General features: G+C 36.1%; 22 protein-coding genes. 5 read left to right on the forward strand and 17 right to left on the reverse strand.

Going from position 1 to position 22,088, the window contains the following annotated elements:
• Nucleotides 1-16 precede the first annotated feature (16 nt).
• From HAW63_02250 to HAW63_02270, 5 genes are all read right to left on the reverse strand, one after another.
• Entirely contained in the window at nucleotides 17-1,993 is a 1,977-nt protein-coding gene (locus HAW63_02250; protein ID MBE8162792.1) for a PDZ domain-containing protein, read from the reverse strand.
• Between the two features lie 221 nt (nucleotides 1,994-2,214).
• Nucleotides 2,215-4,872, reverse strand: coding sequence for a type I DNA topoisomerase (topA, locus tag HAW63_02255; protein MBE8162793.1), 2,658 nt, complete (start codon nucleotides 4,870-4,872; stop codon nucleotides 2,215-2,217).
• On the reverse strand, nucleotides 4,869-7,265 hold the full coding sequence (locus tag HAW63_02260) for a hypothetical protein (GenBank protein ID MBE8162794.1): 2,397 nt from the start codon (nucleotides 7,263-7,265) through the stop codon (nucleotides 4,869-4,871). The genes topA and HAW63_02260 overlap by 4 nt, the downstream gene beginning before the upstream one ends.
• A gap of 50 nt (nucleotides 7,266-7,315) precedes the next feature.
• Nucleotides 7,316-7,534, reverse strand: coding sequence for a translation initiation factor IF-1 (gene infA, locus HAW63_02265; GenBank protein ID MBE8162795.1), 219 nt, complete (start codon nucleotides 7,532-7,534; stop codon nucleotides 7,316-7,318).
• 10 nt (nucleotides 7,535-7,544) lie between these two features.
• Complete coding sequence (locus tag HAW63_02270) at nucleotides 7,545-7,952, reverse strand: hypothetical protein (GenBank protein ID MBE8162796.1); 408 nt, start codon at nucleotides 7,950-7,952, stop codon at nucleotides 7,545-7,547.
• 84 nt (nucleotides 7,953-8,036) lie between these two features.
• On the opposite strand from HAW63_02270, the gene HAW63_02275 reads away from it, so the two are divergent.
• On the forward strand, nucleotides 8,037-9,206 hold the full coding sequence (locus tag HAW63_02275) for a UDP-3-O-(3-hydroxymyristoyl)glucosamine N-acyltransferase (GenBank protein MBE8162797.1): 1,170 nt from the start codon (nucleotides 8,037-8,039) through the stop codon (nucleotides 9,204-9,206).
• A gap of 53 nt (nucleotides 9,207-9,259) precedes the next feature.
• Here the strand turns inward: HAW63_02275 and HAW63_02280 are convergent, their stop codons facing one another.
• The 3 genes from HAW63_02280 to HAW63_02290 are packed head-to-tail and all read right to left on the reverse strand — an operon-like array spanning nucleotide 9,260 to nucleotide 12,837.
• On the reverse strand, nucleotides 9,260-10,153 hold the full coding sequence (locus tag HAW63_02280; protein ID MBE8162798.1) for a cation transporter: 894 nt from the start codon (nucleotides 10,151-10,153) through the stop codon (nucleotides 9,260-9,262).
• A 3-nt stretch (nucleotides 10,154-10,156) separates the two neighbouring features.
• On the reverse strand, nucleotides 10,157-10,768 hold the full coding sequence (locus HAW63_02285; protein ID MBE8162799.1) for a cation transporter: 612 nt from the start codon (nucleotides 10,766-10,768) through the stop codon (nucleotides 10,157-10,159).
• Nucleotides 10,769-10,800: 32 nt separating this feature from the next.
• Nucleotides 10,801-12,837, reverse strand: a complete 2,037-nt coding sequence (locus tag HAW63_02290) for a sodium-translocating pyrophosphatase (GenBank protein ID MBE8162800.1) — start codon at nucleotides 12,835-12,837, stop codon at nucleotides 10,801-10,803.
• Between the two features lie 106 nt (nucleotides 12,838-12,943).
• Between HAW63_02290 and HAW63_02295 the strand changes: the two genes are divergently transcribed.
• On the forward strand, nucleotides 12,944-13,291 hold the full coding sequence (locus HAW63_02295; GenBank protein ID MBE8162801.1) for a hypothetical protein: 348 nt from the start codon (nucleotides 12,944-12,946) through the stop codon (nucleotides 13,289-13,291).
• 1 nt (nucleotide 13,292) lies between these two features.
• On the opposite strand, the gene HAW63_02300 is transcribed toward HAW63_02295, so the two are convergent.
• The 3 genes from HAW63_02300 to HAW63_02310 are packed head-to-tail and all read right to left on the reverse strand — an operon-like array spanning nucleotide 13,293 to nucleotide 14,107.
• Nucleotides 13,293-13,523: a hypothetical protein gene (locus HAW63_02300; protein ID MBE8162802.1), complete on the reverse strand. Its 231-nt coding sequence runs from the start codon at nucleotides 13,521-13,523 to the stop codon at nucleotides 13,293-13,295.
• Nucleotides 13,524-13,563: 40 nt separating this feature from the next.
• Complete coding sequence (locus HAW63_02305) at nucleotides 13,564-13,794, reverse strand: 50S ribosomal protein L24 (GenBank protein MBE8162803.1); 231 nt, start codon at nucleotides 13,792-13,794, stop codon at nucleotides 13,564-13,566.
• 31 nt (nucleotides 13,795-13,825) lie between these two features.
• On the reverse strand, nucleotides 13,826-14,107 hold the full coding sequence (locus tag HAW63_02310; GenBank protein MBE8162804.1) for a 50S ribosomal protein L28: 282 nt from the start codon (nucleotides 14,105-14,107) through the stop codon (nucleotides 13,826-13,828).
• A 234-nt stretch (nucleotides 14,108-14,341) separates the two neighbouring features.
• Between HAW63_02310 and rpsR the strand changes: the two genes are divergently transcribed.
• On the forward strand, nucleotides 14,342-14,599 hold the full coding sequence (gene rpsR / locus HAW63_02315) for a 30S ribosomal protein S18 (protein ID MBE8162805.1): 258 nt from the start codon (nucleotides 14,342-14,344) through the stop codon (nucleotides 14,597-14,599).
• Here rpsR and HAW63_02320 read toward each other — a convergent pair.
• The 4 genes from HAW63_02320 to aroC all read right to left on the reverse strand — a co-directional run bounded on the left by HAW63_02320 (nucleotide 14,596) and on the right by aroC (nucleotide 18,046).
• The gene (locus tag HAW63_02320) at nucleotides 14,596-15,192 is read right to left on the reverse strand and encodes a hypothetical protein (GenBank protein ID MBE8162806.1); all 597 of its coding nucleotides are present in this window, start codon (nucleotides 15,190-15,192) and stop codon (nucleotides 14,596-14,598) included. The two genes, rpsR and HAW63_02320, sit on opposite strands and share 4 nt — an antisense overlap.
• Nucleotides 15,193-15,231: 39 nt before the next feature.
• On the reverse strand, nucleotides 15,232-15,714 hold the full coding sequence (locus tag HAW63_02325; protein MBE8162807.1) for a hypothetical protein: 483 nt from the start codon (nucleotides 15,712-15,714) through the stop codon (nucleotides 15,232-15,234).
• 77 nt (nucleotides 15,715-15,791) lie between these two features.
• Nucleotides 15,792-16,790, reverse strand: a complete 999-nt coding sequence (locus HAW63_02330; protein ID MBE8162808.1) for a hypothetical protein — start codon at nucleotides 16,788-16,790, stop codon at nucleotides 15,792-15,794.
• A 218-nt stretch (nucleotides 16,791-17,008) separates the two neighbouring features.
• Nucleotides 17,009-18,046 (reverse strand): chorismate synthase, encoded by a 1,038-nt coding sequence (aroC, locus tag HAW63_02335; protein ID MBE8162809.1) that lies wholly within the window; start codon nucleotides 18,044-18,046, stop codon nucleotides 17,009-17,011.
• 51 nt (nucleotides 18,047-18,097) lie between these two features.
• On the opposite strand from aroC, the gene HAW63_02340 reads away from it, so the two are divergent.
• Complete coding sequence (locus tag HAW63_02340) at nucleotides 18,098-18,565, forward strand: hypothetical protein (GenBank protein MBE8162810.1); 468 nt, start codon at nucleotides 18,098-18,100, stop codon at nucleotides 18,563-18,565.
• Between the two features lie 15 nt (nucleotides 18,566-18,580).
• On the opposite strand, the gene HAW63_02345 is transcribed toward HAW63_02340, so the two are convergent.
• Nucleotides 18,581-20,551 carry a hypothetical protein gene (locus tag HAW63_02345; protein MBE8162811.1) on the reverse strand — a complete coding sequence of 657 codons (1,971 nt, stop codon included), beginning with the start codon at nucleotides 20,549-20,551 and terminating at the stop codon, nucleotides 18,581-18,583.
• A 20-nt stretch (nucleotides 20,552-20,571) separates the two neighbouring features.
• On the reverse strand, nucleotides 20,572-21,141 hold the full coding sequence (locus tag HAW63_02350; protein MBE8162812.1) for an HAD-IIIA family hydrolase: 570 nt from the start codon (nucleotides 21,139-21,141) through the stop codon (nucleotides 20,572-20,574).
• 101 nt (nucleotides 21,142-21,242) lie between these two features.
• Between HAW63_02350 and kdsA the strand changes: the two genes are divergently transcribed.
• On the forward strand, nucleotides 21,243-22,064 hold the full coding sequence (gene kdsA / locus HAW63_02355) for a 3-deoxy-8-phosphooctulonate synthase (GenBank protein ID MBE8162813.1): 822 nt from the start codon (nucleotides 21,243-21,245) through the stop codon (nucleotides 22,062-22,064).
• Nucleotides 22,065-22,088 lie beyond the last annotated feature (24 nt).

Raw genomic sequence — 22,088 nt, forward strand, 5'->3', positions numbered from 1 at the left:
TTTATTTTTGCGCCGTTTATTTTTGCTGAATAATTACATCGGCTAAAATATTTAATGACTCTTGAATATCTGCTCTATCCAGATATTTTTTTGTTTTTTGCTTTCGCAAAGCTATGGTATTTGTGGTCTCTTTAATTTTTTCTTTTTTAGCTTCTTTTTGTTCTTTTAACAAATCCGCAATTTTAATATTTTTTTTATTTATTTTTTCGTTGCTTTTAATAAATTTTTGAAACTCTTTGCTTTTCCTTACTCTTTTTTTCGATTTTACTTTTAAAACTTTAACCAAACTTGAAGTAATAACTTTCCATTTGTCTTGTTTTAAACTACCTTGGGCATTTTTAGACACAAACCTAGGCACGCTATCTGGCTTTAAAGAATAGTCTAAACTAGCTTCCCCCCAGTCTTTTAACCCCGAAGGAACAGGAAATAAAATATCTGGTGTTACCCCTTGGTGCTGTGTAGTTTTTCCGCTAGGGGTATAAAACATTCCAATAGTAATTTTTAAAGCTCCAAAATGTCGTCTACCCAAGGGCTGCACCGTCTGCACAGTTCCCTTACCGTAAGTAGCCCCCGCGCCAACAATTATAGCTCTTTTATAATCTTGTAAAGCTCCCGATACAATTTCTGAAGCCGATGCACTAAATCGATTTACTAAAACAACCAAGGGTCCAGAAAATTGAACTCGCGGATCTCGATCTTTTAACTCAGAAAAAGCACCTCCACCTTTAGATTGTTTAACCACCCCGCCTGTTTTAAAAAATAATCCAGAAATATTAACGGCATCTGATAAAGACCCCCCGCCATTGTTTGATAAATCTAACACTACGCCATGGGCTCCTTTTCTTTTAACCTCTTTTAATATTTTAATTAAATCTGCAGTTGCTGAAATCGCACGGTTTTTCCAATCGGCATAAAAAGAACCTAAGTGAATAAGAGCTAACTTCATTTTTTTTCCACTAACTTTTTTATCTATATAATAAACTTTCGCTCTTTCTAAAGGGATTTTATCTCTTACTAAAGTTATTTCAAATTTTTTTATTCCGCTTTTTGTTTTTCTAGAAATTAACAACCTAACTTTACTGCCTTTTTTTCCTCGAATTTTACGAACTACATCGCTTAAATCCATTTCTATAATATTTTCAAAACTGTCGTGATCCCCTTGGCCTACTGCCAAAATCTTATCCTTTGCCTGCAATTTACCCGAGCGATCTACAGCTCCTCCCTCTATAACTTCGGCAATAACAGTAAACCCATCTTCAAAAGAAAGTCTTGCTCCAATCCCCTCTAAAGAACGACTCATTTCGATTTGAAAGTCCTCTAGCTCTTTCCAAGAAAAATAACTGGAGTGTGGGTCTAAGGCTTTGGCAAAGGCATTTAAATAAATGGCAAATTTTTCTGTTTTTATTTTTTCACTTAAAAGTTTTATATTGCGTTGATACTGGCGAACAACAAACTTACGCGCTTTAGGAAGCTTCATTGTTGAAAGTAAGTTAGTTACTTGAAACTGAATATATTTAGATAAATATTTTTCTGCTTTTTGTTTTTTTTGAAATCTTTTTCTTTTCTTCGAGTCTAGCGACAAGCTTGTGTTAGGGTTAATTTTAAAAGCCTTTGAAGACAAAAATATTTTTGCAAACTCTGCCCTTTCTTTCATTCGTTTTTTCCATAACGAAAAAAAAGTATTTAAACTGCTACAGTTTGCTTGGGCGATGTCTTGTAATAAATTTCTAAAAATATTATTAATTATTTTAATGTCTTTTTGTAAGAAAATTGTTTTATTTGGGTCGGCAACCTCTAACAAGTCATGAATTATTCTTTTTTGTAGCTTTGTATTTAATATATTTTTTTTAATGTGTTGAGATAAGTAACTTTGTTGAATTTGAGATATATGCTTACACAGCAACGGCTGGTTAGGCGAAGCCCCTCCCCTTGCAAAAACAAACAAGAAAGAAAAGTTAACTACTGCAACGGCCAGCACCTTAAATAAAAACATATAAGTCCTTTGTAAAAAATTTTTAAAAATTACTAAAAAATATCTAGTTTAAATATCTAGACATAAACTAACTACAATAGGATACAAAGAAAAAAATAAAGATACAAAGAAAAAATAAATATGCAAAATGAAATTGGATTCTAAAAAACTAAGCCCGACAAAGGGCTGGCTTGTTTTAGCAAAGCGGTTTTTTAGTGCCTGCCACCGCTACCTTAACGGCATTATTTTTTTCTTAATATTACCTTGGTCGCAACAGCTGCCGGCGCCTTACTAACTTTCTTTTTTGCCACTTTCTTTTTTGCTGCTTTCTTTTTTATGCCCACCTTCGTGCTGGCTTTCTTTTTTGTAACCGTTTTTTTAGTCACCTTCTTTTTCTTTTGAGGCGACTTGTCTATTTTTTCTTGAATTAAGTCGATGGCAACTTTTAAAGTAATGTTATCTTGAGTATAGCTCTCTCCCAAAGATACATTGTACTTATTCCATTTTAAATAAGGGCCATAACGACCATCAAATAAGTCCACAGAAGCCTCTTCGTATTTTCCTAAGCTTTTTAAAATTTTAGAACCTCGCCCCTTTTTGGGTTGGGCCAACAAGGCTTTTGCTTTATCTAAATTAAAATCAAAAAAATCTTCTGTCTTTGGAATAGAACGAAAGTCGCCATCTAATACTACATAGGGGCCAAAGCGCCCAATATGTTTGATAATATTTTTACCACTGCCTTCATCTACACCCATAGTTAATGGTAATCGAGACAAATATAAAACTTTATCAAAGCTTAAATTGTTAGCGTCTAAGTGAGCAGGAATAGATACTCTTTTTGGCTTTTCTCCCGCCTCTTCGTCGGCTTCGCCCAATTGCACATAAGGGCCATAGCGACCTGACAAAATATATAATGGCTTTCCTGTTTCGGGGTCTTTTCCCACAGAATCTGCTCCGTTAATTTTTGTATGGATCAAATTATCTAAGTATTCTAAATCAGTATTTCCTGGTAAAAAATCATCGGTTAAAGAAGCGCAAATTTCTTCGCCATCTTTTTGCGTACAAACATAGGCTCCATAACGGCCTACTTTAAATTCATAGTTTGGAAATTTATTAATTTTAATGCTTCGGGAGGATTTTGGGTCTATGGTTTCTTCCTTAGAACTTATTACTTCTTTTAACCCTTCCTTGCCTAAATACACTCCTGCCAAGTAGTCTTTCCAAACCAATTTTCCTTCTGCAATTTTATCTAAACTACTTTCCATTTGCGAAGTAAATTGTAGATCAACATATTTAGGAAAATGTTCGTCAAAAACTTTAGCTACCACTAGGGCGGTTAAGGTAGGAACTAAAGCATTGCCTACTTTTTTTACATAACCACGATAAATAATTGTACTAATAATGCTGGCATAAGTAGAGGGCCTGCCCACGCCTTCTTTTTCCATTAACTTTACCAACGAGGCTTCGCTATAGCGTTGCGGCGCCTTTGTTTCTGTGCAACTGCTGTCTAAACTTAAACACTTAACCTCTTCTCCTTGTTTTAGTTCTGGTAAATAAACATCAGAGTGACTGCTGTCATCAGAATAAGCCTTTAAAAAACCCATAAATTCGGTAGTGTATCCACGACAAGTCATTTCGGCATCATTTGCTTGCAAAATCATTTTTACCTGCTGATGCTTAGACTCTGACATTTGCGAAGCCAAAGTTCTTGCCCAAATTAATCGATACAGCTCTAAAGATAATGCTCTTAAACCACTTTGATCGGGGTTAAGAAATTTATCTCCTGCGGGACGAATAGCTTCATGCGCCTCTTGAGCTCCCTTTACTTTTTTAGAGTCATAACGGCGAGGGCTGTCGGCTAAATATTTTTTTCCAAAATTTTCTTCTATGCTGCTGCGACTAGCTTTAATAGCTTGGTCTGATAAAAAAGTAGAATCTGTACGCATATAAGTAATAAAACCACGCTCGTACAATTTTTGGGCAGCCATCATTACTTCTTTAATGCTAATTTTTAATTTTCCACTAGCTGCCTGTTGTAAAGTCGAAGTAATAAACGGGGCCGGAGCTTTTCTAGTAGTGGGTTTTTTTTCTAACGACTTAACCGTCCAATTTTTTTCAGAATATTGTTTTACAAAATCTTTCGCTGGCGTTTCTTTTAAATGTAGTTTTTTGGCATTTAACAGCTCTGCCTTTTGACCAAAATCTTTAGAAACAGCAACTTCTTTTTTATTTAAAGCCGACAGTGTTGCAGAAAAACTTTCTCCCCTTGCTTGAAAAGAACCTTCCGCCCCCCAGTAACTGACTGGCAAAAACCGTAGTCTTTCTTTTTCTTTATCTGATAAAATTTTTACAGCCACAGACTGTACCCTTCCTGCAGATAAACCAAAGGCAACCTTTTTCCATAACAGTGGCGAAATAGTGTAACCCATTAATCGGTCTAAAACTCTACGCGACTCTTGCGCCCTTACTAAATTATCGTCAATGTCTCGAAAATCTTTTAAAGCTTTGTTAATGGCAGATTTGGTAATTTCATGAAAGACCATTCTTTTAACAGGCACTTTTGGCTTTAGTAACTCTAATAAATGCCAACTAATACTTTCTCCTTCGCGGTCTTCATCGGTAGCCAGTATTAATTCGTCGGCCTCTTTTAAAAGCTTTTTTAGTTCTTTAATAATTTTACCTTTGCCTTTTGGAATACAATATAAAGGATCAAAACCTGCGTCCACATTAACGCCCAACTTAGACCAAGCTTGTTTTTTATAGGCCTCTGGAATGTCTTTAGCCGATTGCGGTAAATCTCTAACATGGCCCATGCAAGATTCTACAAAATAATCAGCACCTAAAAATTTTTTAATCGTTCTGGCTTTGGTGGGTGATTCGACAATAACTAGTTTTTTCATTTTTTCTCCTTAAGTAATCCAGACATAGATTGTAAACCTGCAAAAGGGTTATTAAACGCTGCCTTTGGTTTAGCAAAAGTTTTATTTTTTCTCAAGTCCTTATCTAGTTTAAAGGGTTTAAGGCCAGACTTTGTGCTACTCCATTGCGCTTTCTTCTTGTTGAACAATGCTTTTTGGGCAGATCCATCTTCGCTGGTTCTTTTCGGCAAAGGGGTTGTTTTTCTTTTAAAATCAGAATAAATGTGCTCTAAGCAAAAAATAATTTTTTTGCTAGTTACATTAACACTACCCACCTTTACGCGAAGCCACATTCCTGGATACACCACTTGCTTTTCTTTTTTTAAAACACTTAAAAGAATTAAACCCTGTTGGTTTAATCCAAAATCGGCAAATACGCCAAAAGAAGTTAGTCTCTTGGCCCAAACATCTAAAACCAAACCTTCCTGCAAGTTTTCTAATTTTTTTATGCTCATCTGAATTTTTTCTATATACGGCACAGGCTCATCAATGTTTTTAGACTCTTCTGTGTAAGTGTTTTTTAATTCTTGATATAAAAATTCATACGAATAATTACCCAACAACTCTTTCCACTTTTTAGAAATATCTTTAAGAGCGCTAGAGCCTGCCCCAAATAAAGACTTTAACGGGCAAGATAGTTCTCTGGCCATATCTTTTACTCGGGCATAGTGATTAGGGTGAATTCGCGTGCTGTCTAAGGGGTTTTTTGAAGATAATAAAATAAACGACCCCGCCACTTCTTCAAATAATTCTGAAGTAAAGTTAGGCACTTTTTTTAAATCACTAATTTCTTTAAATCCTGACTGGCTGGCTTTAAATCGAAGCACTTCTTCTGCAAGCTCTTCGGTAAACGGTTTTAAATAAGTTAGTGCCGAAGCCGAACAAACATTTAAGTTTAAACCGTAAGTATAAATCGCTCTATTAATTTCGTTAGTAATTTTGGCACGAACTTCTTCTTTAGGAAGTAAGTGTTGCGTGTCTGTTAAAGATAGAGTGTGTAAGTTTAAGCGCGCCAACTCGGTAAATGGAGATTGTAACTGCCTAGCTAAAAACACTGCCCTGGCTTGGTCAAAATGTAAATCTGCAAAATCTTTTTTAGCTAACTCTTCGGAATATAAATTAATAGCTAAATTTTGTGTCCAAATAAATTTAACTTCTGTTTTTGAAGGCAAAAATGTTTCGAGCTCTTCTTTTACTAAAAAAGATGAACTTTGTGTGGGCAAAGAAATATATTCTACATCAATATCTTTTAATATGTTTTGCAGCAAAGCTTTAGAGGCTTCTTTTTCTTCTGCCTTTAAAGACAAGTGCGTGCTAGAAATATATTCACCAGCAGCATTTACAATGGCAACATAACAGCCTTGCTCTAAGGGCCACACCCCTAAAACGGGCTTTTTAAAGGCAACAGGCCTTGCCATTAAAACTGAGTCTAAAGATTTTAAAAATTTATACGATTCTGATTTAATGGCTTTTTCTTCAAAGTCTCTGTGTTTTTCTTGTATATAACGAGGAAGCAATCTTTGCGCTAAGGCCAACTGTACTGTGTTGTACAAAAAACCTCTTACTTTAACATTATCTAGAGGAGATAAAGACGAATAAATTTTATCTTGCAAAGCTTGCTGATTAACATCGATATTAAATTTAATAAAACCCACATTCCATAACCTTCTAATCTCTAAATATTTAGGGTACATGCTTGGTTTAAAAAATAACGAGCCTGGTTTTTTATAACCAATCCAAGATTTATACTTTTCGGGAACATTTTTTTTTCCCGCTTGAATGCTAATTTCAGAACGCTCTACCTCTTGAGAAACCCATGCGTTAAATGCTTTGTTATTTAATATGTCTTCTACTAAAATTTGTTGAACTGCATTTAAAATATCACTAAGACTTACTAAAGAGGCCTCTGTGTTAATAAATTTTTTTGCCTCTTGCTCTAAGCTTTGCTCGTCACTATCTTTAGCCTTTGCTTGTTCTAAAACCCACTTTGCCAAAGCCCCTAAACCCGCCTTTTTAGCTTGGTGCGCTTTAGACAGTGTAGTTTTATTATGTTCTTTATAAATAGTACGAAAGCTTTCTAAGCTAGGACAGTTTTGAATTTTTTGCTCTATTTCTGAAGATAAGCGTTCACTTCTTTTTAAATCTTCCAATAGTTTTTCTTTTTTACTAACCAGTAGCTTCCACTCGCTTCGCTTTTGGTCAATTAAACACACTTCAAAGTATTTTAAGCCTTGAGAAATTTCTTTTTTATAATCCACAATATAGGCAGGCGAAAACCCCTCCTCTAAAGCTTGATAAGTTTGCTTAATGACCTCGTTTTGGGCTGAGATTTTAGAAGAAATGTATTGTTCAAAAGAGTAAGCTTGTATAGACATAAAAATTAAAGACTAAAAATGACCCAAGTAATATTGCACTAACTAATTATTTATTTATGCCTGTACATAATTAAACCATGAGTGAGATCGTAAGGAGAAACTCCCACAGTTACTTTATCTCCCACAACTACCTTAATATTAAATCGGCGCATTTTTCCACATAATTTTGCAGATAACTCTGTTTTGTTTTCTAGTTGTACTGTATAAATACCACCACTGCCCACATCAATGATTTTACCTTCTAACTGAGCCAAGTCATCTCTTGCCATGCGCTGTCCTTTATTTGTAATTAGATATTAAAAATTTTAAAGCGTTTTGAAATAAAACATGTAGTCGATTATTTTTAATATCAATAATATATCCACGACCAAATTCTTTATGGTCAATAATGTCTTCTACAGCATAAGTGTTGCTTATTTTATAAGCTTGGCCTTTTGTGCCACCAGTTTTATCATTTAAAATTTTCCACTTACGGGCAATTTCTTGCTGATCTCTTTCTGCCTGCAATTGCTTGGCCGTTTTTCTTGTGCTTTTTTTTCTAACCGTTTTTTTTGCAGCTACTTTTTTAGTGGCTTTTTCTGTGATTTTTCCTGCTTTAGCCACAGTCTTCTTTTTAGAGACTACTGTTTTTTTTACTGCAACCTTTTTTTTAGCTACAGATTTTTTCTTAGTTCCTGCTTTTGACATAAAAACTCCTCAATTTACAAGTAAAATATGTAACAAATAGCCAGGCTCTTGACAAGCAATGCCTAACAATAAGATAAAGGGCTCATGAATAACTACCCTAACATTAAACAACTTCTTTTAGACTTTCCTTCACTGCTAAGCCCTGTTCAAATCATAAAAGACCACCAACTAACTGGAATTGCCTCCACAGAAAGACTGACAGAAACAGACATTGTATTTTGCCCCTCTATTAAGCAGGTGCAAGAAGCCGCAAAACAAAAAGCAGGGCTAATCATTGTATCTACCTCCACCGCAGAGGATAACAATCTTTTAGATTATAAAAACAGCAACATTGTAAAAAGCACTTCCTTGCAAGAAAGCATGGCAAAGCTGGGGCAAAAATACTTTTTCATAAATAATACTAATTTTTTTACAGAAGGCAGCGTTAATATTCACCCCACAGCTATTGTTGATAAAACCGCTCAACTACACCCCTCTGTAAAAGTGGGTGCTTACAGTATTATTGAGGCAAATACAAAAATTGCAGAAAAAGTCTGCATTGGTGCGCACAGTGTTATATCTAATGACAGTCAAGTTGGGGCACTTACAAAAATAGGTTGTCATAACTTTATTGGAAGTTTTGTAAGCATTGGGCAGTCCAACCAAATTGCCCAACAAGTTTGTATAGAACACCATTCCAGCTTGAAAGATAATAATACTATTCATTCTCAAGTGGTTATCGGCAGAGGTTCTATTGTTCACAGTGAGTGTGAAATAGAAAGCCACTCTACTATTGGAGGCGATGGTTTTGGGTACGGCAGCTCTAAAGAAGGTAAGCATTTTAAAAAAGTGCATTTTGGAAATGTAATTATTAAAGATCGTGTTCAAATTGGCTCTTCTACACATGTTGATAGAGGAACTTTTGGCTCTACTGTAATTAATGAAGGAACTAAAATAGATAACCTTTGTCACATTGCCCATAATGTAAACGTTGGAAAACACTGCCTAATTACTGCCGGCTTTTCTTGCGCAGGCTCAACCATCATTGGCAATCATTGTGTTTTTGGAGGAGGCGTTGCTGTGTCTGGACACATTACCGTTAGCGATAATGTTTGCATAATAGGTAAGTCTGTTATTACCAATAATGTTTTAAAGCCCGGAACCTACGGAGGCTTTCCCCTGCAAGAGCTTCAAAAATTTAGAAGAACTTATGCTGGGCTAACAAAACTTTCTGATGTAATTAAAAAAGTAAACAAACTGTTAGACAAAAAATAATTTTAATACAAAAAAATAATTTATCATTAAACCAATAAGTAACTAGGCTTTTTTTAATTGCAAGGCTTACAAACGGTTTCGCTTCTTTCTATTTGAACAGTGCAGTGCCCAATTCCAAAATGTTTATCAAAGTGACTGTCTATGGTTTTTAAAAGTTCGGTGTTATCTGCTTCGCTATTAACTAGTAAGTGAACAGTCATTGCTACTTCTGCCGTGCTTAACGCCCATATGTGTAAGTCATGAAAGCTTTGAATATCTTTATGGGTTGTAAAAAAATCTTGAACTTTTTTTAAATTAATATTTTTAGGCACTCCTGCCAAAAGTAAGTGGGCCGAGTCATAAGTTAATCGCAAAGTGGAGTATAAAATAAATAGTATTACTAAAAAGCTTAATACTCCATCAACCCACCACCAGTCGGTAAAGTACATAGCAACACCGCCCAACATCACGGCGCCAGAAATTAAGGCATCGGCCAGCATGTGCAAGTAAGCCGCCTTAATATTAAAATCTTTTTCTTTGGCATCTAAAAACAGCAAGGCGGTACCTAAGTTAATAGCTAAGCCTATTAAAGAAACCCAAATAACAACTGTAGCATTAACCACTATGGCTTGATTTAATCGATGGAGATTTTCTACAAATAAAGCCCCTAAAATAAAGACTAAAGATAAAGAGCTAATAAAAGAGGCTAAAATAGAAAAGCTACGCCACCCATAAGTTTTGTTAGGTGCAGACTGTGATTTTAATAAAATATTTGCACACAAAGCTAAGCCTAAGCCAAGCACATCTCCAAAATTATGAAGAGCATCAGACACTAAGGCCATAGACTCGGACAAAAAACCAAAAGCTAGTTCGACTATTATAAAAATAATATTTAAAATAATCCCCCACACAAATTTGCGATTGTGTAATCCAATGTTTTGATGGGAGGAGTGGCAGGCATGAGACATTTTTTATGCCTCCTTATTTAGTGACTTTTTCTTTTTAGCTACTTGTTTTAAAATACTTTTTCCAGACATCATTAAAATAGCAGCAATCGCCAAACTACTAAACAAACTAATCTTAGAAGGGTTCCAATACCCCATGGCAATACCAGAACATAATACTAAAAATTTAATAAAAAAATCATTTCTTAAAAAAATCCAACTAACAGTAAAGTATAAAGTTTTTTCTCTATATTCGGATACTAAAAATAAACTAATGGTATTAGCTATTAAAGATATTAACCCCACCCATATTACCGCGTGATGGTCTGATGATAGGGCAAAAATATAGTGATGCAAGCTGTTGGCCGCTACCCAAACACCCATACCAATTTGTAAAAAACCAACAACCTTGCTCCAATATATTTGTTGCTTTAGTGAATAAAACGAACTCCACAGTGCAAAAACATAAATTAAACTATCACTAAGTACATGCAAAGATTCGGCTAAAACTATGGGCGAGCCAGAAAGGTAGTAAAATAATAATTCTACTAAAAAAATGCCTGCGTATAAAAGCAAAAGAAGAATCAAAGTTCTTCTTTCTCCTTTCCAATTAAAAATATTGTGTTCGCAAACGGCCATGGATAAAAAATAGGGACTCTATTAAGAGTGCCCTAGTTTAATAATGGAGCTATTAATAAAGCAACAATAGAAATTAATTTAATTAAAATGTTCATTGCTGGGCCAGTTGTGTCTTTAAAAGGATCTCCCACAGTGTCTCCAATCACTGCCGCTTCGTGAGTTTTACCTCCCTTAGCCTCCCCTTTTACTTTACCAGACTCAATATACTTTTTGGCATTATCCCATACTCCACCAGAGTTAGACATTAACAACGCAAGACTTACGCCGGTAATTAAAGAACCCGCCAACATACCACCAAGGGCTGCAGGACCTAAAAGAAAACCCACAAGAATAGGGGATACAATACTAATAACCACAGGCAATATCATTTCTCTTAAAGCCGCCTTTGTAGAAATATCCACACACCTTGCGGTATCTGGCTTAGCTGTTCCCTCTAATAAACCAGAAATTTCTTTAAACTGTCTACGAATTTCATCTACCATTTCTCCCGCAGCTTTGCCCACAGAAGTCATAGTTAAAGAGGCTGCTAATAAAACCACCATGCCCCCTAAAAATAAACCAGAAACCACTGCGGGGTTACTAATGTCCATCGCCACATCTATATTTAACGATTGCTTGTAGGCAACAAATAAAGCCAAAGAAGTTAAAGCGGCTGACCCAATAGCAAAACCCTTACCTACAGCGGCGGTGGTATTACCAATAGCATCTAGTCCATCGGTAATAGCTCGAACCTCTGCTCCTAAACCTGCCATTTCAGAAATACCACCAGCGTTATCCGCTACTGGTCCGTAAGCATCAATGGTCATAATTACACCAACAGTAGCTAGCATTCCCACTGCGGCCATGGCAATTCCGTATAAGCCAGCAAACGAATAAGCTCCTAAGATAGCCACAGCAATTAATAATAAAGGCGCTGCGCAAGACTCTAATCCCACAGCTATACCAGCAATAATATTAGTTGCCGGCCCTGTTTTAGAAGCCTCGGCTACTTTAAATACTGGTTTAGAGGCCGTATAGTATTCTGTAATTTTACCAATTCCAAAACCACAAATAGACCCAATAGCCATTGCCCAAAAAATGTTTAAACCTAAATCTAAAAAGTTAAATACAAAGACAGAGGCAACTAAAAATAAAAGGCCCGCAATCACTTCTGATAAAGTTAAAGCTTTAGAGGGTTCTGCATTTTTAAAAAGGTTCATTCCCACAATACCAACTATAGAAGCCGCCAAACCTATTGCTGATAAAATTAACGGCAATCCCATTAAAGTATAACGAAAAGATTCTGCGTCTATAATTTCTCCACCTAAAATTTTTTCCATAGCTGGCAAATGCATAGTCATAGCAATAGTAATTGCGGCAACCATTGCCCCCACATAGGATTCAAAAATATCTGCACCCATACCGGCCACATCACCAACATTGTCTCCTACATTGTCGGCAATTACGCCTGGGTTACGAGGGTCATCTTCTGGAATTCCCGCTTCCAGTTTTCCCACAAGGTCTGAACCCACATCAGCAGCTTTTGTAAAAATACCTCCACCAATTCTGGCAAATAAAGCAATAGAAGAAGCTCCAATGGAAAAACCAGAGATAGACGATAACGCACTAAAATCGGAAGCAAATAAATAATATAAAAAACCCAAACCAATTAAACCAAGGCTGGCCACAGACAAGCCCATTACTGCTCCGCCGTTAAAGGCCACAAGTAAAGCCGCGCCTACTCCTTTATCTTTTGCAGCAGCTGCTGTACGAACATTACTTTTTGTAGCAGCTGTCATTCCAATAAATCCAGCCAACCCCGAAGTGAAGGCTCCCACAACAAAAGCTAACGTAGTTTGTATATTAAATCCCCAAAACAATAAGCCCGCAGCAACAACAACAAAAACTAGCACTCTAGAATATTCTGCTTTTAAAAAGGCCATTGCCCCTACAGCAATTTCATCACCAATGCTTTGCATTTTATCCGTGCCTGCATTTTGTTTTATTACAGATCTGTACATATAAAAAGCCATTACTAAGCCCAAAATACCCGCTATTATAGAAATCCATCCAATATTATTTACTAACATACAAGCTCCTTTTATTGTGCACCCAACCTTTTATTGTCTATAATAACTTTACAATATAAACAAGATATTTCTATAATAGATAAACCAACTCACCAGGAGAAAGATTATGCCCTTTGCTGTTTATAAGCTTATACATGTAGTCAGTATTTTTCTACTCATCTTTAGCTTTGGCTTAATGATTGCCCACTATAAAAATAGTACTCAAAAAAACAAATACTATAGCCTTTTACATGGTGTTAGTGTGGCCTTTATTTTAATTAGTGGCTTTGGCCTGTTGGCTAAGCTTTCTATTCATTGGCCGTGGCCAATGTGGGTAATTACTAAAGTTTTTGTTTGGCTAGTTTTTAGCGTAATTGTTGTGCTCTTTAGAAAAAAGCCCTCCTCGCTAAAAGGTTTAATTAGTATTTTGCTATTGGGTGGTTTGGCCGCTTTCAGTGCCATTTTTCATAATTAAATTAATTAGAAGAGTTTTTTAAAGCCTCTAAAAGCTTTGTCTTGACCCCTTCTCGGTTTAAAATAGGCCAGCTTAAAAACTCTTGTCTTTTTTCTAGCTTTCCGTAAGGCAGTTCTCCTTTATAAACAAAAACTTCTTCGGTTAAAGGAATGTTTAAAATTGGTATAGCTACAGTGGGAGGTTTGCTAAAATTTTCTTCTGGCGCAAGGCCTGCGGCGCGAGCGATTGGCATAAGCAAAATCAGTAAAAAAAAATTAAGAAGAAAAGAAAGTTTAAGCTTTCTTTTTGTCGGCTTTTTTAACATTCGAGTAATCGATAAAGGCTGGTATCTGTTGGCTTTGTCCCGTTTTTTTATCCACCTTGGTATAAAGCTTAATCCCTTTAATTTGAATTTTTAAAGGCTGTGTTTTAATAGACAAAACTTCGCCCAGCTTACCCTTTTCAGAACCAGCAATCACTTCTACCTGATCGCCTTTTTTAATTGTTAATTTTAATTTTCCCATACTAACCTCGATTTAATAAATACAAAAATCACTACACTTGTAAAATTTTTTTAATACGTTTTTTAACGGCTCTAGCTTTTTTAGACAACAATAGTTCGGGCTGTCTCATTACAAAAGTATCTAATCCACCCATCTTTTCTATAGTACGCATTACTGAAGTGGCTACCTTTAAACGCACAAAGCTTTTTAAAGCCGTGCTAAATAGTCTTTTGCTTTGCACATTCAAAGCGGCTTTAGATTTTGTTTTAATATTAGAATGGCTAACTAGGTTCTTTACCACCGCGGCTTTACCGCTTAAATCACATTTAGGCACAAAAATCTCCTCTAAAATTACAGTAAACAAGTCAATATATGATAAATATTAAATATTGCAACAAAAAAAATACTCCTCCTTTAAAAGAGCTGGCAAAAGCCCCTGTACAAAAATTAGAAAACTTGACTTTAATGCTAAGAAAATCTAGCTTGGCCTGTAGTTATAAGTATTTTTAATTTCTATCCCCTAATAAAAGGGCAAAAGAGCATAAAAGCAAACCGTTAAGGAGACAGCGTGGAAGAAAAAGCAGAGCAATCGAATTTTAATAATATCGTTTTTGAATATAAAGAGCCCGTAGTGCTAGCAAGGTACTTAAGCGAGGGTGGAAAAATTATGCCTGCTAGAATTAATGAATTTAACAGCTCACAACAAAGACGCTTAAAAAATGCAATTAAAAAAGCGCAAAGCATAGCTTTATTACCTGTGGGCACACAAGCTTATAATGTAAATAAGTTTCCCGAGCCCATTTCTTCTAAGCCTTTTTCTTTTTAATACTTATTACAGTTAATAGAAAAAAGGCTTAACTGACGAGCCTTTAAAGCATCTACCACTTCATAGCCTGGCAAAGCGATTAGCGTTTGGTTAATTAAGTGGTTTTTTTGCTCCTCTCCCAAAGCCTTTTTATAAGTGCCTAAAAGATTGCAAAATAAATAAAAGTCGGATTCCTGCAACCAAGAAAATTTAGGACCTTTTGAAGATGGAGGCGCAGGCCCCCAAGCAATTTCTGCCATCAGTTTAATATTATTTTGCAAAAAACCCTTTAGCTTGGGAATCGTTGGAATACACGATATTCCATCCGAATTTAAACTTAATAATAAACTTTTTGTGTTATAAAATAATTGGTAACAAGACCCTGGGCTTTTTCGGCTTTTACACAGTTTATACAACTTTTGATACAAGCTTTCTTTTTTAAAACTATTTGCCTCTTTACGAATATACAAAAAGCCTTTTTGAGACTTTACAAAACTATCCTTAACACTTTGGCAAATGGTTACCGGCGGCTGTGCATACATAATAAAAAAAACTCCGCCAACTAAAACAATTGCCACTAAAATATTTTTAGGTAACTGACTAAAGAAATGCATACTACCAAAATAACGACTAACTTGTGATTATACAAGGGCTTAAATAGCCTTTGCGCAAGAGCGCGCCCCTATTGGGTTAATTAGCTTCGATTTTTTTTTCTGTATCCACATACTTCTATCTTTGTCGCAAAAACCATAAAGGTACGCATTAACATTAAAAGACCGTGCTATTAAAAATAAAGACTTCCAAACCTGTTTTATGTAAATGGGTTTAGCAGTTTTTATCAGTGAGGATAGTTGAACATCTAAAGCTTGAAAAATTTTTTTAAAATGTACCGCTGTTTCGGGAGGTAGTGTTTTTGCCGAACCCAGTAAAAGTTGAATAACTTTTTGTATTTTCGATAAACTACTTCCTTTAAACTGACCTTTGGAAGCAAGGCTTTCTTTGTAAAATTTATCTACACTTAAATTTAATAATTGATTAACTTGAATAACTACCAAGGGAGGTAAATGTATTTTTTTTTCATAAGCAAAACAGTTATGCGTTATTGTAAAAAAAATAATAAAGAAAAACTTGTTCATATATACTATTAATATGCACTACAAAAAAAAAGAGCAAGAAAAACTTGCTCTTTTTTTATATTAAAATGAAGGGGAGATTAAAAGTTTAAAGTTAATCCAACCATCCACTGATTAAAAGCCTTACCATCTTCTGGTGTGTGCTTTCCGTAACGAGCCGTTGCAACTAATACATCGTTGTATTTATGAGAAGCATATACATCTATTTCTGTACCTAACTTGTCACCGTTTGCATTTTTAAAAGCGTTATAAAAAACACCAGCTGCGCTAGCGTCATTTAGGCTGTGAACATAACCTACTGTATAATAAGCTAATCCATCAACATCACCCCACTGATACTGGTCCATTAAACCTGCATTAGCGTGTTTGTCGTAAGATAAAGGGCTGTAACCATCTTTATCTTTATGATAAGTACCTACTACTTTTCCCATGCCTGCTACATCAACGCCAACTTTTGCGTGCATCATGCTAGCTTTTCGTTTGCCATCTTTGTCAGAAGCATAAGTTAGGTCATAACTAAGTATATCTACATTACCAGCTACAACTGCACCGTACTTAGATAAAGTGTCTTGTTTTACATAAAAAAGGTGAACCGTTTTTGCTACTGCAGGTAAAGACATAAAATCTACTCCAACAGCTGTTGTTAAAGCATTGCCTTCTGTACGGTCAAGCTCTGCATAAGTCACTTTAATCATTCCAGCGTCATAAGCTAGGCTTACACTATTGTTAAATACTGTAGGTGCTGCTTCCCAAGAATTTGATGCAAACACAGTACCGTTTGCCCAATCCATAGAAAAGTTACCAAACTTTAATTCAAATGCATCTGCAAAATTCCATACACCATAAGCTTCACTAGCTTCTACAAGTCCAGAGCTATTAGCGATTAAAGAAAGGTGAGCCATTAAGCTATCGCCTTCTCTAAAAGAAGCACCTAGAGTAAAGCGGCTATCGTCGCTACGCCCAGAGCTGTTTGTAAGATTGTTCCATTCACGAAATCGGTACTCTCCACTAATGTCTACACCAGCTACAGCTAGTCTTCCAAAAGAAAGTACTAATAGTAATACAAAAAAATTTTTCATTGTTGTCTCCTCATTATTGTCTTTGTTTTCTTTACTACTTTTTTTAGAAAACTCCTCTTCACCCTCTACCATCTATTTATTAAGATGACATTTGGCTATAAACAGCTTTCTGCCCTAATGGTAGGACACTAAGTGGGATTGGCAAGGAAAAACTAGACCTTGGTTTAGTATCAATGGACCAATGCCCTATGAAAGCAAGACCATATGCAAGAGCCTCGCTAGACTTTATCTAAGCGGCAAGATAATAGGTGGTCGGCTATGCTTAACAACACCATAGACTCCACAATAGGCAAAGCCCTTTGCAAAACACAAGGGTCGTGCCTGCCATTGCGAGCAACTGCACCCACAGAAGACACCGGCTTAAACGCAATTTTTACCACCATGGCTTCGCCCGTACTTATTCCCCCTCGCAAACCTGCATAGTTATGTTGCTGCTGCAAAGAGTGAAATTCGCTTCCCCGCTCCGAACTAATTTTAAAACCATCTCCAAATTCTAAGCCCACCGTGGAACCAATACTAAGCAAAGCCAAAGCCAAATCTGCTTTTAATTTATGAAAAACGGGCTGCCCTAAACCTGCAGGCAAGCCACGAACTACCAATTGCACTACCCCTCCATAGCTTTCCCCACTAACACCCGCATCGCCTAAAAGCTTTTTTACTTTTTCTAAGCACTCCTTGTCGGGAATAGCCAAGTCGAGTTTTTCCAATTCTTTTTTTGGGGAGGGGTGCTGCATAATAGCCTGAGTTGCTGCAGAACTAATCTCAAACAAACCTATAGATTTAATAAAAGAAAAAACATTTAGCTTTGGCTGCAAAGATTGTATTAACATTTTTGCCACAGCCCCGGCCATTACCCTAGAAAGTGTTTCTCTTGCAGAGGCGCGCCCTCCCCCTCTATGATCGGTGTGCTTGTATTTAACCTTCCACACATCATCGGCGTGACCAGGCCTTGGTTTCTTTTTAATTTCGTCATAGTCCGAAGACCTTGCGTCTTGATTATAAACTAACAGCGCAATGGGAGTTCCTAAGGTGTAACCTTCGTACACTCCAGACAATAGCTCCACTTGGTCAGCTTCTTTTCGTTTAGAGGAAAAGGGAGAAAACCCTGGTCGCCGTCGATTTACAAACTCTTGCAATTGCGTTAAAGAAAATTTCACTCCCGAAGGACAGCCGTCAATAACAACCCCCATAGCCTTTCCATGGCTTTCGCCAAAACTATGAATTTGAAATACTCTACCAAAAGTACTACCACCCATTACCCCTCCAAAACATTGACAAGGTCTAGCTCGCTTATATAGCATATATATATGACAAATTGGATCCAAACACTAGCAGAAACCGACAAAGAACGGAAAAACTCTAATGCTCGTGGTACACAATCCCACCAATTAAAGCAATTCGTCGAAAAAGAGACTCGCCAATACATGGGTGATTTAAAGGCTGCCTTTGCTAGCATTGTCCAAGAATTTAATACTAATAAAATAGACGATAATTCTTCTATTAAGCTATATAATATAGAAGGTGCCAAAAGCAGCTTTATGCTATTTCGCGGTGTTACCCAATTAAACATTAGATACAGCAAGCCTGGTCAAATAAAAATTGATATTCAAAACATTCAAGCCTACCAAAACACTACTAAGTCCTTGTTAAGCATTCAACTAAACATGAGCTTAGGAAACTTTGAAGAAGTAATTTGGATCTTTAACAAACGCCCCGTAGATATGAACTCTTTGTTAAAGTATTTAGTTAAAATGCTTGTACACATTAGTTGCTAGCCCTTAAGCACTTTATTATACATTATTCCATATTTTTTGTTGTGCCTTAGCTTGAACCAAAAACATTAATAGCCCATTTATGTAAGTGGCCTTGTTTAGCATTGCATATTCTCGCCCCCCAGAATCTTCGGAGTAGTTAAGGTCAATAACCACGCCAGGCTTCCAGTGTTTGGGAGGAGAATGTTTATAAATACTAGGCACTGCCCACAAAATCACCTCTGGACAATAAGCTTCTTCGTTTATACTGCGATTAACGCATTGTTTTTTTTGTGCAGAAAAAATACAAACCTCAGCAAAGACCTTCTTTAACATTAACGAAATTGCCCCCGCCCCCCATAAAGCTTTTGTTTTTTTATCCACAGCGGCCGAATTAACCAAGGCTACTAAACCTTCTTGATCGGTATTATCTAAAATTCCTTTTTTGGTGTTTTCAAAAATAGCTAAAGTATTAACCGATTGAAACTTTTTTCCTAAACAAGAAGGCTTAAGTTGATCATGCCCTAAGTTAAAAAAAGCTTTTTTTAAAGGGGAGGTAATGGCAGCGTATCTTAAGCCCAATTGTATTAAAAAATCTATGCTTTGTTTGCTAACCTCGCTTTCCTTTAACTCCACACTGTAAATAGAAATATTTTTACTTTGAAAAAAATCATAATGGATAAAGGGCGTTAAACTATGTGTAACCGGCTGTCCTAAAATGGCAGCAAAATGTTTTGGTGTATTTTTATCCGCTTTTTTATGTTCGCTAAATAATTTGTCTGCCAATAATATTTGGTCTTTAAAAATGCCACCTCGGCTTTCTTTAACAAAAGACAATTTTGTTTGCTCGTACAAATACAAACGAAACCACGCCCATCGACCATCCTCAGACATGGGCAGTATGGACCGCCCACTTTTATCTTTTTTAAACCAGTCATACAACTTTTGTAACTCGCTTAATCCACTAATGCTAGGGGCCCACTTACCATGTACTTTTTTAAAGCCGCCATATTGTAAATTGTGTTTATTGGCCAAGGCCATTTGCGACTTTAAGTAAACACCATTATCCTCTATCTTTTCTTTTATATTGCTGTGCAGTGAAATAATAGAAAAAGGTAATTTAAAAGGACAAGCTTTTATAGTTTTTTCTATGGGCCAATCCCAAGCCCACGAAGACTGCAAATCTTCTTGGGTAAAATAAGTTTTTAAACTGCGACAACTTAGCAATAAACGATTTGGCGGAACAATGGATTTTATCCAAACAAAAGTGCTTTTACTAATTAACTGGTCGGTTACTTCAAAAAACAACAACCCCCAGCTTAAACGCTTTTTTAAAAATTGCTCTCCCCGCAAGCGGTCTGCAAACATTTCTTCTGTTAAAGTAATTCCAGCCTTGTTTAAAGAAGAAAAAGAAAAGAAATTATTTTTTTCTTGCGTTACTTCTTCTGTATTTAAAGTTGTTGGTTGGTTAGAAAAATATAAAGCCATAAATTTTTGCAAGTTCGTAAAAAAATTTTCTACTGATAACTGTGCGTGCTTGCAACTATCTAACTGCGACTTTACAATATGTTCTGGCAAACAAATTATTTCGTGAGCTACAGAGCCGTAGTATTTTTCTCTTGCTAAAAATCGACTTTTATATTCTTTAGAGGGGCTTTTTTCTTTATCTAACCTAGGGCGATTAAAAAAAGTGCGCGCCTGTGCGTCGGTTTTTCTTTGCAACCAAACCACTTTTACCCCGTCGGGGATTTCTTCCAAAAACCCCGCGCCCACACTAATATATACTGGCCGGCTAGCCCCTTGATGCTTTTTAATTAGTTTATATAAAGTGTTTTTTTCTAAATTGCGAAAAACCTTCTCCCCTTTATTAAGAAATAGGCTTTCTACACTTTCGCCACAAGCTTGAGTGATTTTTAAATCCAAGTCTATGCAAAGCACTTCACTACTTTCTAAGTAGGACAACAGATTAGTTTTTCCACATCCTCTATGTCCAATAATTATAGTGAGCATTTTAGTAATAAAAATATTTTTTATTTACAGCTAGAAATTTCTTTCTCTAAAGTTTCTACCAAGGCTTCTGGGTCTAATTTTTTAAAAGATAATATTAAGTCGCAAAGTTCTCTAGCTGCTCCCTCTCCGCCGTACAAAGGGGTTACATAGTCGGCTATTTCTTTCACTGCATTTTGTGCATTTTGCACAGCTATAGACAGCCCTACCTCTTTCATTACGGGGATATCAATAATGTCATCACCCATATAAGCAATTTGCTCATCGTTTAAATTTAATTTTCCTTTTAAATCTTTGTAAGCAGACAGTTTACTAATTCTACCTTTATAAACATATTTAATTTTTAAACGCTTGGCCCTTTCATCAACCACTCCCGATTGGTCACCAGTAATAATGGCCACATCAATTTTGTTTGCCTGCAATAAAGCTATGCCTAGTCCGTCTTGATAATTAAAAGTTTTAGAAATTTCACCACTGGCTGTTAAAGAGCATAGGCCATTGGTTAAAACGCCGTCCATATCAAAAATGACCAATTTTACTTTTTTGGCTTTATCTTTTATGTGTTCTGTAATCTCTTGCTTATCCTTATACATCCACACTCCTTATGTTATAGGCTTACTTATACCGAAGAAATAAACAAAGTCATATAGTAAATTCTTTGACTTTACTCTTAAAGTAGCTTTTAAAGTAGCTTATGAAGCTTTGTAATTTTAATATTGGACAAGATAAACCGTTTTTTTTAATTGCTGGCACTTGCGTGGTAGAGGGTTTAGACATGACCTTAAAAACTGCAGAAACTTTAAAGCAAATTACTGAAAAATTAAATATTCCTTTTATTTACAAATCCTCTTTTGATAAAGCCAACCGTAGCTCTATTAAAAGTTATCGTGGCCCAGGGCTAGAGGAGGGGCTGCGCATTTTAGAAGAAGTAAAATCGCAAATTAATGTCCCCATTTTAACCGATGTGCACGAAGACAGCCCCTTAGACCAAATTTCTGAAGTGGTTGATGTGCTACAAACCCCTGCTTTTTTGTGTCGCCAAACTAACTTTATTACTCGTGTTGCAAAAACAAATAAGCCGATAAATATCAAAAAAGGGCAATTTTTATCTCCTCAAGAAATGACTGCCGTTGCCGAAAAAGCAAAATCTACGGGCAATGAAAATATTATGGTCTGCGAAAGAGGCTTTAGTTTTGGTTATAATAATTTAATTTCTGATATGCGCTCTTTAGTGATTATGCGCGACACTAAATGCCCCGTGGTTTTTGACGCCACACACTCTGTGCAGTTACCCGGAAAACACGGCACTAGCTCGGGAGGGCAAAGGGAATTTATCCCCGCCCTAGCAAAAGCCGCTATGGCTGTGGGTATTAGTGGCTTGTTTATGGAAACTCACCCTAATCCTGAAAAAGCATTAAGTGACGGCCCTAATTCTTGGCCATTAGATAAAATGGAAGAATTGCTTGCTCATCTAAAAAGATTAGATGATGTGACAAAACAATATGGCTCACAATAGTGTGCCGTATTGAAACTATAAAAA

Source organism: Pseudobdellovibrionaceae bacterium, from assembly GCA_015163855.1.
Taxonomy (GTDB): domain Bacteria; phylum Bdellovibrionota; class Bdellovibrionia; order Bdellovibrionales; family UBA1609; genus JAAOIH01.

Bases quoted from the DNA above. Each gene is read 5' to 3' on its own strand.
- HAW63_02250 (MBE8162792.1), bottom strand. From the start codon at position 1,993: ATGTTTTTATTTAAGGTGCTGGCCGTTGCAGTAGTTAACTTTTCTTTC.
- topA (MBE8162793.1), bottom strand. From the start codon at position 4,872: ATGAAAAAACTAGTTATTGTCGAATCACCCACCAAAGCCAGAACGATT.
- HAW63_02260 (MBE8162794.1), bottom strand. From the start codon at position 7,265: ATGTCTATACAAGCTTACTCTTTTGAACAATACATTTCTTCTAAAATC.
- infA (MBE8162795.1), bottom strand. From the start codon at position 7,534: ATGGCAAGAGATGACTTGGCTCAGTTAGAAGGTAAAATCATTGATGTG.
- HAW63_02270 (MBE8162796.1), bottom strand. From the start codon at position 7,952: ATGTCAAAAGCAGGAACTAAGAAAAAATCTGTAGCTAAAAAAAAGGTT.
- HAW63_02275 (MBE8162797.1), top strand. From the start codon at position 8,037: ATGAATAACTACCCTAACATTAAACAACTTCTTTTAGACTTTCCTTCA.
- HAW63_02280 (MBE8162798.1), bottom strand. From the start codon at position 10,153: ATGTCTCATGCCTGCCACTCCTCCCATCAAAACATTGGATTACACAAT.
- HAW63_02285 (MBE8162799.1), bottom strand. From the start codon at position 10,768: ATGGCCGTTTGCGAACACAATATTTTTAATTGGAAAGGAGAAAGAAGA.
- HAW63_02290 (MBE8162800.1), bottom strand. From the start codon at position 12,837: ATGTTAGTAAATAATATTGGATGGATTTCTATAATAGCGGGTATTTTG.
- HAW63_02295 (MBE8162801.1), top strand. From the start codon at position 12,944: ATGCCCTTTGCTGTTTATAAGCTTATACATGTAGTCAGTATTTTTCTA.
- HAW63_02300 (MBE8162802.1), bottom strand. From the start codon at position 13,523: ATGCCAATCGCTCGCGCCGCAGGCCTTGCGCCAGAAGAAAATTTTAGC.
- HAW63_02305 (MBE8162803.1), bottom strand. From the start codon at position 13,794: ATGGGAAAATTAAAATTAACAATTAAAAAAGGCGATCAGGTAGAAGTG.
- HAW63_02320 (MBE8162806.1), bottom strand. From the start codon at position 15,192: ATGCATTTCTTTAGTCAGTTACCTAAAAATATTTTAGTGGCAATTGTT.
- HAW63_02325 (MBE8162807.1), bottom strand. From the start codon at position 15,714: ATGAACAAGTTTTTCTTTATTATTTTTTTTACAATAACGCATAACTGT.
- HAW63_02330 (MBE8162808.1), bottom strand. From the start codon at position 16,790: ATGAAAAATTTTTTTGTATTACTATTAGTACTTTCTTTTGGAAGACTA.
- aroC (MBE8162809.1), bottom strand. From the start codon at position 18,046: ATGGGTGGTAGTACTTTTGGTAGAGTATTTCAAATTCATAGTTTTGGC.
- HAW63_02340 (MBE8162810.1), top strand. From the start codon at position 18,098: ATGACAAATTGGATCCAAACACTAGCAGAAACCGACAAAGAACGGAAA.
- HAW63_02345 (MBE8162811.1), bottom strand. From the start codon at position 20,551: ATGCTCACTATAATTATTGGACATAGAGGATGTGGAAAAACTAATCTG.
- HAW63_02350 (MBE8162812.1), bottom strand. From the start codon at position 21,141: ATGTATAAGGATAAGCAAGAGATTACAGAACACATAAAAGATAAAGCC.
- kdsA (MBE8162813.1), top strand. From the start codon at position 21,243: ATGAAGCTTTGTAATTTTAATATTGGACAAGATAAACCGTTTTTTTTA.